The organism is Salibacterium aidingense DSM 18341 (assembly GCF_000429685.1).
GTDB lineage: Bacteria > Bacillota > Bacilli > Bacillales > Marinococcaceae > Salibacterium > Salibacterium aidingense.
Window position 1 is genome coordinate 20,912 of sequence record NZ_AUCI01000015.1, and the last position, 13,314, is coordinate 34,225.

Genomic DNA, 13,314 nt, shown 5'->3' on the forward strand with positions numbered 1-13,314 from the left:
CACTTGTCATATCAAAAGCATGACACCTTCTACTAAAACCGGGAATAATTCCTGGTTACAATGAAATTAAAATATAGGAGGTGCTGCTTTATGAGTGACATGCTGTGCGTCCAAGATGTCACCAAGCGTTTTAAAGATAAAACGGCTGTCGATCAAGTATCGTTCAGCGTTCAAAAAGGGGAAATTGCCGCCATTCTAGGGCCAAATGGAGCGGGAAAGTCCACCATCATTTCTATGATTCTTGGTCTCCTGCAGCCGACAGCAGGGACGGTTCAGATATTTCAGCAACCCCCGCAAAATAGAAAAGTTCGTGAAAAAACGGGCGTCATGCTGCAGGACGTAAACCTTATGCCAGGAACAAAGGCAAGGGAGCTTCTGAACCTTGTCCGTCATTATTATCCGGCCCCTTTATCTATGAAAACTCTCTCCGATTTAACGGGACTGTCGAGTAAAGATTTGCAAACAAGGACAGAAAAATTATCGGGCGGCCAAAAACGACGTCTTGGTTTTGCTTTGGCTTTATCTGGCGATCCTGAGCTGCTTATTCTGGATGAACCGTCTGCCGGCATCGATGTTACCTCGCGAAAACGTTTTTGGGAAACGATAGGATATATGGCAGAGCAGGGGAAAACGGTGATGTTCTCCACGCATTATTTACAGGAAGCAGAAGAAGCCGCCGAACGAATTTTATTATTCCATCACGGGAAGCTCGCAGCGGATGGCCCCCCTGAAGCGATAAAGAAGCGCGTGGTGAAGCAGGCTGTAACATTTAGAGTGAGGGCTGATGTTTCTTTTTCCCATTGGGAAGGATTTTCTTTCATTCAATCTGTCAGACGTAGACAGGACCGGATCTATATTGAAACCAGCGATACAGATAGAACGCTAGAGCTATTGTTTGAAGAAGAGACCGGGGCTTATGATATCCAGGTAGAAAATGGGAAACTCGAGGCAGCATTTGAACAGCTTACTAGTGCTGAAAGGGGGGCCGTTCTATGATAATGGTACGACTGCAGTGTAAGGCTGAGATCTTGAAAATTCTGCGGAATCCTTACTTTGTATTCTGGTCGTTGGTGATGCCGATCGTTTTTTATTTCATTTTCACCAGGATTGTTAATGCGAATGCTCCGGATGAAAAGTTATGGCAGGCCCATTATTTAATGTCCATGACGACGTTCAGTGTGATGGGATCGGCGATGATGACGCTGGGTCTCCGAATGGTCCAGGAAAGAACCCAGGGCTGGTCGACCTTCATGAAAGTGACCCCCCTGCCGGACAGTATATATTTTTTGGCGCAAATGACCGCCCAAACCATGATCCACCTTTTTTCCATTATTGTTATATTCATTGCAGGAATGCTTATTAATGGTGTGTCTCTGGCACCGCAGGAATGGATCATGTGCGGCTTCTGGATATTACTCGGCTCTGCTCCGTTTCTTGCGATTGGAACATTAGTCGGGGCGATGCAGAAAGTCGAAACGGCCGCCGGAGTGACCAATATCCTCTATTTACTTCTTGCTCTTGCAGGAGGATTGTGGATGCCGCTGGAAATGCTTCCCGACATGATGCAGGCTGTTGGAAAATGGCTGCCTTCTTACAGTTTAGGAAACGGGGCCTGGGAGATAATAAGAGGAAATTTCCCGGAAGGAAAAAACGTTGTGATTTTACTCACCTATTTTGTTTTATTTATGCTACTCTCTAAGTACGTAAGAAGAAAACAAGAAGCGGTGTGATTGGTTATGCAGCTGTTTGGCAATCGAAGGACGTTCCGCCTGTTTCCGAAGATGTATGGCGTCATGCCTTATGTTTTCCTCATCTATTTAACAATCCCTCTGTATTATTTAACAGAGGAGCCCGTCGTAAAAGCCTCCTTGGGCTATGGTATGCTTCTGCTGTTTGTACTTTCCTACCGCCAGCTGTATTTTTCGCTTCAGAATCATGAACGTTATCTGATTGGGTGGCTGGCGGTGCATATCCTCATTATCCTGATTTTCAGCTGTTTTTACGATCTGTTCTATTTATTTTTGGGTTTCTTTCCTGCGAACTTCATAGGCTGGTTTCCGAAGAAAAGACAGTTCCATATCGGCTTGGCCGCGTTATTTATTCTGGGTCTGGTGCCGGTTGTCTATCACAGCCTGACCGCTTCCATCGAAGATGCTTTTTTTCTTCTCCCATTTCTTATCATCATGCTTTTGTCGCCTTTTGGGATCCGTTCCATGAATAAACAGGTAGAACTGGAGCATAAGCTTAAAGCTGCCAATAAACAGATTGATGAACTGGTGAAGCGGGAAGAACGGGTAAGAATTGCCCGGGATCTCCATGATACACTCGGGCATACCCTTTCTCTAATTACCTTAAAAAGCCAGCTTGCCCACAGGTTAATAGAAGTCCAGCCGGAGCGGGCAAAAGCTGAAACAAAAGAAATAGAAACAACGTCCAGGACGGCTCTCCATCAAGTCCGGGAACTGGTAACAAGCATGAAAGCCGTGACGATCATGGAGGAACTTCAAGAAATACAAAAACTGTTAAGAGCGGCGGGGATTACTTTTCATATAAAGAGAGAGGTTTCCCTCGAGGATATTCCGCTATTGACCCAGAATATTATAAGCATGTGCCTGAAAGAAATCACAACAAATGTAGTGAAACACAGTCAGGCCGTAAATTGTTATCTTACGCTTGGAGGTACGGATAAGAACCTTTTTGTGAGGGTGAAAGATGATGGGACGGGGCTGGAACAGAAACACGGGGATGGAAACGGGATCCGCGGCATGAAAGAACGTCTTGCCTTAATTGATGCAAGCCTTTCTGTAGAAAACAGTCAGGGCACCTTAGTGGAAATGGTCATTCCGATTGTGAAAAAGGATAAAAAGGAAGAGGATGCCTTATGATCCGTCTATTTATTGCAGAAGACCAAAAAATGCTGCTGGGCGCGTTAGGTTCTCTGCTTGATATGGAAGATGATATGGAAGTTGTGGGGCAGACGACAGATGGCCAGGAGGCGCTGGCGTGGATCGATAAGCTGACGCCTGATATATGTCTGTTGGATATTGAAATGCCTGGGAAAAACGGGCTGGAAGCCGCAGAAGAAATAAAGCAGAGAAAGAGTTCCTGCAAGGTTATTATCCTGACCACTTTCGCCCGGCCCGGCTATTTTGAACGGGCTGTGAAGAGCGGCGTATGCGGGTATTTAGTAAAAGACAGTTCCATTGATGAATTGGCAGCCTCCATTCGAAAGGTCATGGAAGGAGAAAGGGTTTATAGTCCAGAATTGATGATAGAGGCGATGCAGGAACATAATCCCTTAAGCGCACGGGAACTGGAAGTCTTGCGATTGGCTGCGGAAGGGAAAACGACAAAAGAAATAACTCATTCCCTGTTTCTCTCTTCTGGTACCGTGCGAAATTACATGTCAGAGATTCTACAGAAACTGGAGGCGAAAAACAGGATGGAAGCGATCCGTATTGCAGAGGAAAAAGGATGGTTGTAAGGAGTGTAGAAGAAATGGAAGGGAAACAAGTGTATGAGTTGTGGGTGAAAGCATGGAATGAAGATCTTTCCGTCCTTGATGAGATGGTGCATCCAGAATGTGTTGTTCATCAAGCGAGAACGGATGGTAAATCTTCCGAGGAGGCAAGAGGGTCGGCGGCGTTAAAAGGAATGATTGCAGATGCTGGTGCTTTTTTTTCTGATGTAAAAATGACCGTCACGACGGGTCCGATTGAAGAAAAAGGATACATTTCGGCCCGCTGGCAGTTTAATGGTGTTTACAATGGGAAAATGCCGGGAGCAAAGGCAGAGGCAGGGAAAATAGTCCGCTTTCATGGGATGGACATGTTTCGGCTGGAGGAAGGCCGAATACGAGAATACTGGGTGAGCTCGGACGGGATTGATTTAATGAAACAATTACAATTATTTTAAAAGAAGGAAGGTAAAAGTATACGATGTCCTCACAGGAAGATTGGGCAAAAGTTGACCATTATATCACGGAGGCCTTGGACATAGCAGATACAGATATGGAAAATATCCAGAAGAGAAGTGCAGCCGCAGGGCTTCCTTCCATCGAAGTAGCTCCGAATCAGGGGAAATTGCTGCAGTTAGCGGTGCAGATGAGTGGTGCGGAGAAAATACTGGAAATTGGAACGTTGGGCGGGTACAGTACGGTATGGATGGCAAAAGCCCTGCCTGCGGCCGGGAAGCTGATCACACTGGAAGCGGACCCCCGCCATGCGGAGGTCGCCCGTGCGAATTTTCAGAGCGCCGGGTATGATCATTTGATTGAATTGAGAGAAGGCCCGGCGCTTGAGAGTCTTCCCCGGTTGGAAGGAGAAACGTTTGACCTTATATTTTTAGATGCCGATAAAGAGAATACGCCGGCCTATTTCAAATGGGCGCTGCGGTTGGCACACAAAGGAACCGTTATTATTTGTGACAACGTCGTTCGTCGTGGAGAAGTGGCGGATGAAACCCGGGAGAGCCCGGTCAACGAAGGCATCCGCCGTTTTTTTGAAGAGGCGGCAAAAGAACCGCGGGTGAACGCAACGGCTGTACAAACGGTTGGGGAAAAAGGGCACGACGGCCTGGCCGTTTTGATAGTCACCGAAGATAGTTCCTCATGAGGGTTCATGGGTCCGGATGTTTTCGATAACGAGCCCGCTTTTTGGAAGCGTGGGCATTCGTGCCATGTTATAACTTAAATCCTGCGTCGGTACGTCATAAGTCATACGTTTGGTTAGAAACTCCAGGCTTGTTTTCATGAGCATGACCGTGATCCACTCCCCCGCACAGCGATGGCCGGTATAATGATCACCTCCGCCCTGCGGAATAAACGAAAAAGGGTGCCCTTCCCAATCGCGGAAGCGCTCCGGCTGGAAGGTTTCCGGGCGTTCCCACAGATCCGGATGATGATTCGTGCCGTAAATATCGAGGAGAACCAGCGTCCCTTTCTTGAGACGGTAGTGATTCCACAGAAAATCCTTGCGCACCCTTGCTCCGGTAAATGGACCGAAAGGATAGAAACGACGTACTTCCTGCACAAACATTTGACTGTAGGAGCCGTCCCCTTTCTGTAGATGCTCGATGGTCTCTGGATATTCGTGAAGTGCCAGTGCCCCAAACATAATAAAACGTCCGATCGCCACAATCGGGCGTAGAACATTAATAAGTTCGACGGCCGCAGTGGAGGTATCCATTTGTTTACCATTTCTTTCGGTGTGCATGGCAATAACATAAGCCGCGGTATAGGCCGGAGGTGTCAGTTTGCCGGATCGTATCTGTTTTATCACCTGCTGCATCCATTTTTCCGAACGTTCTCTTGCCTTTTTACCGCGTTTATACCGGGAGCCTGTTCCTCCAAACGCATCAATCATGTCGCTGAATTCTTTCGTGCGCTGTTTCACCTCGTTTTCCGACAGCGGTACACCGGCCCACTCACAGGCTGCCCGGCCCATGATTTCCTCCGCTTCATCAAACAGCACGATCTGAGATAAGTCTTCCCACGCTTTGGCTTTCCTTTCCCAGTGGGCCAGGGTGATATTGTTGAGTTCCTGCAGACGGTCGGGGGTCATTAACGATAAAAACATCCGCTTTCGGTGCTTATGATCTTCGCCATCCATCCCCTGTACTCCGTTCTGTCCGAATAGTGTTTTCTGTACTCGTTTCGGCGCGGCTCCTTTCCGCTGAAAAAAGTCATTGTCATAAAACACGCCTGCCGCCTCTTTTCCGCTCAAGCAGATGGCTTTCTGTCCCATTACCCGTGTCTGAAAGATATTCGACTGAAACTTTTCACGTCGGTTTGGAATAAAGTGAAACCCTTCTGATAATAAATCAAGCGTGTGATCCAGTCCTTTTTCTGTCGGGATCTGCCTATGTGCCATCAAAACACCTTCTTTTATTTATATTTCTATAGAAAGAATTCCACTATTTCCAGATATTTAATCTATCCTGGACCCAAAAAGTACAGATGATGAAAGATAAATGCGTCCTTTATAATAAATGAAAGAGGGCGGGGTTTATGGTTTTCCTCTCCGGACAGTGGCCCTATGACATCATGAAACTTAGGAGACCCGGTGTTTATCCCGGAATAATGGAAGTTTAAGCTGGAAGTACTTCCATGCCGCCCATGCAGCGACGCTGCCCCAGATCATGAAGCTCAGAAATGCTGCGAAGGGGAGGGCTTCGAAAGTGAACACGGAGCGGCCGGTCACGGTTTGGATGAAGATAAGAAATAGAGCAGCCATCCAGGAAATTCCTCCGATATGCACCAGCCGGTGGAGCCGGACCGGACTCCTATGAGAATGAAGCAGGAGAAATCCGGTAAGCGGCAGTGTTTGCAGGGCATGATACCCAAGGCCGTGAAGCACAATAATATTTCCGGTCTCTCCTGTATGACTTCCCTGGATGACAATCATCCACAGCCCGGCAGCATTGGCAGCCAGTACGGAAAGAAAAGCATATCGAATAGAGGTGACAAATGGTTGATGGGAATATGTTTCTTTTTTTCGGAAGAAGGCTGCAGTAATCCAGATTGTGGCTGTAATGATGACAAGCGTGATTACCCCGAAAAAAGCGCCGATGATACTATCAAACACGCTTCCGGCCTCTGTGAAACGCGGGTTAATACCGCGGAGATGCTGAATGGTTTCAATGCCATAACTGAGCAGGGTGGAGTAGAATAACAACCCTCTTACTTTTTTTCTGGAGCCGGTATTCATACCGGCAAAGGGAAGAAGTATGGCAATGGTAAGAACAAATAGGCCGACCGCAGCGTCAAATGAAAAGGCACGGCCTACATCCCCCTCTGGTAAAATAACAGTATCAAACCATAGCATATACAAGGCAAGACCAGCAGCTAATACTAATCCAGTGACACCGGCGGCGGTCAACTTTTTTTCTTCTTTGAAGAGGGAAAGAACCCGGGTTAATGTTCCATTCACATGTATCACCTCGTCGATTATATTAGCTTTCCCAATAAGTAATGGGATGGAAGGAAGCAGCACCTGCCTCCGGTTTCTGCCGGATCAAATTCAAATGCATATCATAATATGCTTTTATATTCTGGATCCCCAGGGTATGGGCGGTTAAAAAAGCACCATAAAAGGTGGTTACGACCGTGTAAATCAATTGGTTTGTGGAAAAATCGTCCCGAACCTCCCGCAGCTCCCGGGCTTCTGTCAAAAATTCCTGAAACTGCTGATACAAATGAGGCAAAGCGGGACTGGAAAGTTTATGGTCCGGGTATAATACTTGTTTTTCTGCCTCCGTCACTTCAGGAACGATCGGACAGGCAGGCTCACTGGCCAGGAACCGAATCAAACTTAAGAACATACCAGGGTGTTCGGCGGCATCCTCCGCCGCTTGATAAAAAATACGCTGAATTCCATCGATTCCATGTTTAGGTTTAAGCTTTTGATCAACGGCTCGATGAAATCCCCAGATCGCCATGTAATAACTGAACAGCTCCTCCTTTCTGGTAAAATAATTAAAAAACGTCACCTTTGACACTTCGGTTTTCCTGCAGATCTCCTCGACATACAGGTCTTTGATCTCCTCCTTTCCCGCAAGTTCTATTGTCGTTTGAAGCAGGGATAATTTTGTTTTTGCTTTTTTTGTTTCTCTTAAGTTAATTTTTTTACTCATATAAAAAATTTAACTTAAGTTAATAAATAAGTCAAGATAATAAATGGTAGAGGACACGAGAAGAAGAAAACCAGCAATCCCTGGGCTTCAAATTGTTTTGGAAGCCGGAAGAATCTTAAAAAAGGGTAACAGTGTCTTCCAACGAAAAATGGAAGACACCAAGAAAATTAAAAGGAATGTCAGCGGCCTCCATCTATATTTGGAGCCCAGTGATCATGTTATTTTTACGGATTAGAAGTTTCGAGCACCAATAGGATCGTGATCTATTTCTTACGGCTTAAGCAAGACCCAGATTTTTAAGGTAGTTCCCAAAATGGGGGCTTCTTCCGTCGATGTCAGAGAATCCGTATTCATCCGCTAAATCCCAGCTTGCCAGGGTTTTGCCACTTTTTTTGAAAACATCCGGGTCCGCCGCCAATGCAGCTACGCCCTGCCCCAGGAAGTAAGGCGTTTCCGATTCAATAAAATGCGGCTCCTGCTCCACCGCATCTTTCCAATTATCTTCAGCTACTCCGAAGTAATCCAGCATTTCTTCGGAACGGAGAAATCCAGGCGTCACGGCCAGGGCTGTAACATGATGAGGCGCAAGATCTTCAGCCATCGCCGAAGCAAGATGGATAGGAGAAATTTTGGCCAGACTGTAATACATATTCCCACGGTACCTGTAATCTTTTCCGTCCGTCACTTCAATGATAAGCCCACCTCTGTTCTTCACCATAAGAGGGGTCCCGATACGGCTGGTAATGAGATGAGTGTGAACCGCCCGCTGCTGCATCAAAAGGCCATTGGATAAGGAATGTTCCCAGAAAGGCACGTCCCACTCGGTTAATTGCTCGCCGCCCCAAATATCATTGATGAGAATGTCGAGCCTGCCGTCCTGTTCGTCTTCCACTTTTTTAAACAGCCGTTTTACCTCGTCTGGTTTCGTATGATCGGTCTGAACCGCGATCCCGGTTCCTCCCTGCGCGGTTACCATGTCCGCAGTATCCTCAATCGTTTCGGGACGGTTCAAATCAGAACGGCTGCCGCGGACACTGCGGCCGGTACAGTACACCACAGCTCCTTCCTTTCCCAGAGAAACGGCAATGGCCCGCCCGGCTCCTCTTGTAGCTCCTGCGACGACTGCTGTTTTTCCTTGTAATGATGTCATAGAAAAATCCCTCCTGATTCAGTTTTCTCCTATAGTCTCTCACGGGATATATGACAACCCCTGTCAAGTTACTATGATAAAATGATGAAAAAAGGAGGGGTTTGATGAGGGCGGACCGATTACTATCGATTCTTTTATATCTGCAGACGTATGGAAAAGCTACCTCCAAACAGCTCGCTGAAAAACTGGAGGTATCAGATCGAACCATTGTCCGCGATATGGAGGCACTAAGTATGGCAGGAGTGCCGGTGTATGCAGAGCGCGGGTCACAGGGTGGCTGGAGACTTTCCGAAAACTACCGCACCGAATTAACCGGCATGAAAACAGGGGAAATACAATCACTCCTGCTCTCCAACCAGAACCGGCTCATGAGTGATTTAGGACTGAAACAAGATTTTGAACAGGCTCTGCAGAAATTAATCGCCGAAACACCACAAGCGGTTCGTCAGAGGGCGGAGGAGGTCAGGCAGAAAATACATATTGATGCAGCCGGCTGGCATCAGGTGAGGGAAACCATTCCTTATTTAACCGCAGTACAGCAGGCGGTGTGGGAAGAACGGGTTCTTTTGATCCATTATCAACGGGAAGAAAAAACAGTGGAACGCCGTGTCCACCCGCTCGGTCTGGTTGCCAAAGGCTCGATTTGGTATATGGCGGCCGAAGTGGAAGAAAGTATACGCACTTACCGGGTCTCCCGCCTCAGCAGTGTTCAACTGTTGGAAGAAACGTTCGTAAGACCGGCCGATTTTAATCTGGAATCCTACTGGGAAACTTCCATCAAGGAATTCAGATCCAAACTGCCGCGGTATCCTGCGGTAATCAAAATGAAAGAAAGCCTGCAGGAACGTTTTTTTAAAGAACGCTTTGTGAGCCGGCGGAACAATGGAACGAAACAGTCGGACGGATGGGTTGAAATAGAGGTGGAATTTCAGACGCTTGCTTCCGCGACAGAATTGGTGCTTGCCTCTGGGGCAGGGATAGAGGTCACCGCTCCCGGGGAGTTAAGGAAAAACGTAGCTGCCAGTGCTTCTTCCATCGTGGCTTTATACGAGAAGGGAGGGTAGGCCCAATACGGGAGGAGAGGGGGAGAGATATGATCGAATTTATTTTTGGTAACATTTTCCTTATATTAATAGTGGTAGGTCTGTTATTTTTGTTATACTTAAGAATAACAAGAAAATAGGAAATATATTTCGGGGAGGGGATCATCTTGAAAAAGTTTCTATCATTTATCATATTGTTTTCGGTTCTGTTTTTGCTCTTTCAACTTGTTTCCGGCATGCTTGTTACCTGGATGTATGACCCGGAAATCAAGCCGGGAGTTGTGATGCCGCATTATTCTCTGTTTGGGGAAAGCAGCGGGGCCTTTCTTATCGCTCTTGCTGCCGCAGCAGGAGCTTATGGAGTGATTCATATTGCTGGGACAAAATTTTTTAGTCAGGCACTTTCCTGAACCTGGCGGCTATTCCATGGTTATTCTTGGCCTTCCTGCCGGGCTTTCAGTACCTCAATCGCGGTTTCCAGATAGAAGACATAGGCGGATTCTTCTTCCGGTTCTACGTTGCCTGGAATGATCCGCTGCAGCCGTTCAAAGTTATCAATAATTAAATAACGGTCTAGATTCCGGGAGGTCCGTATGTTATCGAGCCATTCTGTGTAATTCATAAAAAAATCAATATTATCCATCTCATAGGTCGTTTCCAGATGATCAAGGTGCTGGACATTGTCTTCTTTTGTTTTCTCATGGCCGCGTTCTTCAAACTGATCCCATAAATCAGGGAACGCATCATATATTTCTCCGACGACCTCGCGTACAATCACATCTTTTGCCATATCATTCATCAGTCTGCCACAACCTTATATCTTCTAATTTCAACAGCCATTTTCTCGACCTTGATGTTAGTCATTTTAACATATATTCACCGATGCATTTAAGCATTTTAATGCCTTCGCGTAAAAGAGCAAAAATCGATCCATTATCGATGGACGGGCTGGGAAAATAGAGGTGATATTCTTATATTCAGGATGGACCAGAGATAATAAATGAAAAAGGAAAAATGGAGGAGAGAGGTTACATGTTTATATATCAGCTGGATACTTCATCGAAGTTGAAATTACTGGATCAGCAGGATGCCGAAGCTCTGTTTTCTTTGATTAAACAGTCAGAGGATCACTTAAAAAAATGGCTGCCGTGGGTGGAGTTTACGAAGCAGGTGGAGGACACGAAAACGTTTATTGCCTCTGTGATGTAGCAATATGCCGACAATAACGGCTGGCAGGCGGGAATTTGGTACAAGAATAGGCTTGCCGGAGTCATTGGGTTCCATTACATAGACTGGTCCAATCAATCGACCAGTATCGGTTACTGGCTTGGTCATGAGTACCAGGGGCTGGGGCTGATGACGAAAGCCTGCCGGGCTTTAATGGAATATGCGTTTGAAAACGTGCATCTTCACCGCGTGGAAATCAAAGCAGCTGAGAAAAATGAGAGAAGCCGTGCGATCCCGGAAAGACTCGGATTTCAGAAGGAAGGCTGCCTCAGAGGTGCTGAACAAGTGAACGGCAGGCATCTGGATGTTATTGTTTATGGGATGCTGCAGAAAGAGTGGAAGAAAGAAGAATAAGGAGATGGCAAATATGGGATGGAATGCGGAATTGTATGACAGCAAGCACGGATTTGTTTCTGCATTTGGCAGTGACGTGGTGGAGTGGCTGGAGCCGAAGGAAGGAGAACGTATTCTTGATCTTGGCTGTGGTACGGGGGATATTACGAATGACTTGTGCCAGCGGGGAGCTCAGGTGACAGGCGTGGATGCCTCAAAAGATATGATCGAGCAGGCCCGGAATAAGTACCCATCCCTTTCTTTTTATGTAGCTGACGCCGAGGCGCTGATGTTTGAAGATGAATTTGATGCCGTTTTTTCAAACGCAGTCCTTCATTGGATAAAAACACCGGAACCGGTCCTGGACGTTATCTATCGCTCTCTGAAATCCGGAGGCCGCTTCACGGCCGAATTTGGCGGCAGCGGCAATGTGAAAATAATTACTGATGAAATTAAACGGCAGGTTGAAAAAAGGAACCTGCCTTATAAAGCAGAGAACTTTCCCTGGTATTTCCCTACAGTCGGGGAGTACACCGGATTGATGGAGGACGCAGGGTTTTGTGTGTCCCAGGCTCTCCACTTTGAGCGGCCGACCGTCCTGAATGGAGAAAATGGGCTGCGCAACTGGCTTCACATGTTCGGCCGCTTTATGTTTCAGGAATTGGAGGAAACGACGGTCGAAGATCTCATTACTGGAGTGGAGCAGCAGCTTGAACCAGAACTCTGGAATGGCAGGGAATGGGAGGCAGACTACAAAAGAATCCGGGTCAAAGGCTGGAAACGATAAGGGACAAAAGTTTATTTCTTGATCATCCTGCTTACCACAGCAGCACCCCTTCCTCCAGACGTTTTACGCCGCGGAAGGCGGCTAATTCTTCGATCAGGCGCAGCATGGCCTGGTCTTTTTTCTTGGCTTCAATCATAACATCGACATCTTGGCCGCATTGTTTCAACGCATGTAGAAACGGATGCACGAAGGTTGCATCGACGAAGCCGGCATGGCTTCGGAACGCCTCCTTGGATTTTGGGGAGGAGAGGTGGGCTTTTGGCGGAAACGGCTGGTCTTTCCATAAGGCCAGGAAACGGGGCAGGATGTCTTCCAGCGTTTCATCCTCTGTTTTGTTGGCCTGATAATGATGATAATCGAACATAAACGGAATGTTTTCTCTCTCGCAGATATGGAGGACGTCCGTAGCGGTATATGTTTTATCGTCGTTTTCAAGCGTCATTCGGCTCTTCACTGCAGAAGGAACCTTCTGAATATTTTCATGGAAACGATTTACGGCGGCTTTTTTATTGCCGTAGGCGCCCCCGATATGAATATTAATATAAGCCTCTTCGGCAAGCCCCATAGCTTCCAGCAGCCTGTAATGGTAATTCATATCAGTCACGGCATTGTTGGTAACATGGGGTTTGTCACTTGTGAACAAGGTGAACTGGTTAGGATGAAAGCTGGTACGCAGCTGATGCTTTTTCACAAGTTTTCCTATCTCCTTATAGAGTTCCCGGAATGGAGAAATATAGTCCCACTCCACTTCCGGGTGGGTGGCAAGCGGAACAATGGAGGAAGAGAAACGGTACAGCGGTATACGATGGGCGATGTTAAAATGCAGGGCCCGGAGCGTACTCTCCAGGTTTTGACGCGTGATAGATTTCAGTTTTTCCGTTCGTTCTTCTCTATTTAATTTTTTCCAGTTTGTATAAGTTATTGTCTTGGCAGGGGAAGCGTCCCAAAGCGATAATGCATGAGATACATAACCAAATCGAAGAATCATGGCAGGACTCCTTTGCTGTGGTGGGTATACTGCTTTTGTTTTCTGGATAATAGTTATCATGCCCATGCCCTCAACTCCAAAACCTATTGTTGATCATTTTTAGGTTCCCCGCCGGAGTTATCCGTGCCATAATGATAGTTGTTAAGGGGGTCCT

Annotated in this window: 16 protein-coding genes and 1 pseudogene; 11 read left to right on the forward strand and 6 right to left on the reverse strand. The window is 46.8% G+C overall.

Features of this window, described 5'->3' with window-relative positions; genetic code table 11:
• The first annotated feature begins 90 nt into the window (after positions 1-90).
• From G475_RS0114690 to G475_RS0114715, 6 genes are read left to right on the forward strand one after another with little or no spacing between them, the layout of a single operon-like run.
• Positions 91-996, forward strand: coding sequence for an ABC transporter ATP-binding protein (locus tag G475_RS0114690; protein WP_026701924.1), 906 nt, complete (start codon positions 91-93; stop codon positions 994-996).
• A complete protein-coding gene (locus tag G475_RS0114695; RefSeq protein WP_026701925.1) occupies positions 993-1,730 on the forward strand; it encodes an ABC transporter permease in 738 nt (245 codons plus the stop codon). Before G475_RS0114690 ends, G475_RS0114695 begins: the two co-directional genes overlap by 4 nt.
• A gap of 6 nt (positions 1,731-1,736) precedes the next feature.
• On the forward strand, positions 1,737-2,885 hold the full coding sequence (locus tag G475_RS0114700; protein ID WP_026701926.1) for a sensor histidine kinase: 1,149 nt from the start codon (positions 1,737-1,739) through the stop codon (positions 2,883-2,885).
• The gene (locus G475_RS0114705) at positions 2,882-3,484 is read left to right on the forward strand and encodes a response regulator transcription factor (protein WP_026701927.1); all 603 of its coding nucleotides are present in this window, start codon (positions 2,882-2,884) and stop codon (positions 3,482-3,484) included. The genes G475_RS0114700 and G475_RS0114705 overlap by 4 nt, the downstream gene beginning before the upstream one ends.
• A gap of 14 nt (positions 3,485-3,498) precedes the next feature.
• Complete coding sequence (locus G475_RS0114710; RefSeq protein WP_026701928.1) at positions 3,499-3,915, forward strand: ester cyclase; 417 nt, start codon at positions 3,499-3,501, stop codon at positions 3,913-3,915.
• A gap of 23 nt (positions 3,916-3,938) precedes the next feature.
• A complete protein-coding gene (locus G475_RS0114715; RefSeq protein ID WP_026701929.1) occupies positions 3,939-4,613 on the forward strand; it encodes an O-methyltransferase in 675 nt (224 codons plus the stop codon).
• Here G475_RS0114715 and G475_RS0114720 read toward each other — a convergent pair.
• The 4 genes from G475_RS0114720 to G475_RS0114740 all read right to left on the reverse strand — a co-directional run bounded on the left by G475_RS0114720 (position 4,608) and on the right by G475_RS0114740 (position 8,782).
• The gene (locus tag G475_RS0114720; RefSeq protein ID WP_035711345.1) at positions 4,608-5,870 is read right to left on the reverse strand and encodes a cytochrome P450; all 1,263 of its coding nucleotides are present in this window, start codon (positions 5,868-5,870) and stop codon (positions 4,608-4,610) included. The two genes, G475_RS0114715 and G475_RS0114720, sit on opposite strands and share 6 nt — an antisense overlap.
• A 180-nt stretch (positions 5,871-6,050) precedes the next feature.
• Positions 6,051-6,929: a hypothetical protein gene (locus G475_RS0114725; RefSeq protein ID WP_026701931.1), complete on the reverse strand. Its 879-nt coding sequence runs from the start codon at positions 6,927-6,929 to the stop codon at positions 6,051-6,053.
• Between the two features lie 22 nt (positions 6,930-6,951).
• Positions 6,952-7,632 (reverse strand): TetR/AcrR family transcriptional regulator, encoded by a 681-nt coding sequence (locus G475_RS25255; protein ID WP_051302568.1) that lies wholly within the window; start codon positions 7,630-7,632, stop codon positions 6,952-6,954.
• Positions 7,633-7,909: 277 nt separating this feature from the next.
• Complete coding sequence (locus G475_RS0114740; protein ID WP_026701933.1) at positions 7,910-8,782, reverse strand: SDR family oxidoreductase; 873 nt, start codon at positions 8,780-8,782, stop codon at positions 7,910-7,912.
• Positions 8,783-8,886: 104 nt separating this feature from the next.
• On the opposite strand from G475_RS0114740, the gene G475_RS0114745 reads away from it, so the two are divergent.
• The gene (locus tag G475_RS0114745) at positions 8,887-9,846 is read left to right on the forward strand and encodes a helix-turn-helix transcriptional regulator (protein ID WP_026701934.1); all 960 of its coding nucleotides are present in this window, start codon (positions 8,887-8,889) and stop codon (positions 9,844-9,846) included.
• 146 nt (positions 9,847-9,992) lie between these two features.
• The gene (locus G475_RS25260) at positions 9,993-10,235 is read left to right on the forward strand and encodes a hypothetical protein (protein ID WP_035711348.1); all 243 of its coding nucleotides are present in this window, start codon (positions 9,993-9,995) and stop codon (positions 10,233-10,235) included.
• A 20-nt stretch (positions 10,236-10,255) separates the two neighbouring features.
• On the opposite strand, the gene G475_RS0114755 is transcribed toward G475_RS25260, so the two are convergent.
• Positions 10,256-10,624: a hypothetical protein gene (locus G475_RS0114755; RefSeq protein ID WP_026701935.1), complete on the reverse strand. Its 369-nt coding sequence runs from the start codon at positions 10,622-10,624 to the stop codon at positions 10,256-10,258.
• 233 nt (positions 10,625-10,857) lie between these two features.
• Between G475_RS0114755 and G475_RS27955 the strand changes: the two genes are divergently transcribed.
• The 3 genes and pseudogenes from G475_RS27955 (at position 10,858) to G475_RS0114765 (ending at position 12,172) form a co-directional block, all read left to right on the forward strand.
• Entirely contained in the window at positions 10,858-11,034 is a 177-nt protein-coding gene (locus G475_RS27955; RefSeq protein ID WP_324603220.1) for a hypothetical protein, read from the forward strand.
• Between the two features lie 21 nt (positions 11,035-11,055).
• Positions 11,056-11,406, forward strand: a pseudogene (locus G475_RS27960) (GNAT family N-acetyltransferase); the annotation flags it as partial.
• Positions 11,407-11,419: 13 nt separating this feature from the next.
• The gene (locus tag G475_RS0114765; protein ID WP_026701936.1) at positions 11,420-12,172 is read left to right on the forward strand and encodes a class I SAM-dependent methyltransferase; all 753 of its coding nucleotides are present in this window, start codon (positions 11,420-11,422) and stop codon (positions 12,170-12,172) included.
• A gap of 31 nt (positions 12,173-12,203) precedes the next feature.
• On the opposite strand, the gene uvsE is transcribed toward G475_RS0114765, so the two are convergent.
• Positions 12,204-13,160 carry a UV DNA damage repair endonuclease UvsE gene (gene uvsE, locus G475_RS0114770; protein ID WP_026701937.1) on the reverse strand — a complete coding sequence of 319 codons (957 nt, stop codon included), beginning with the start codon at positions 13,158-13,160 and terminating at the stop codon, positions 12,204-12,206.
• Between the last annotated feature and the right edge of the window lie 154 nt (positions 13,161-13,314).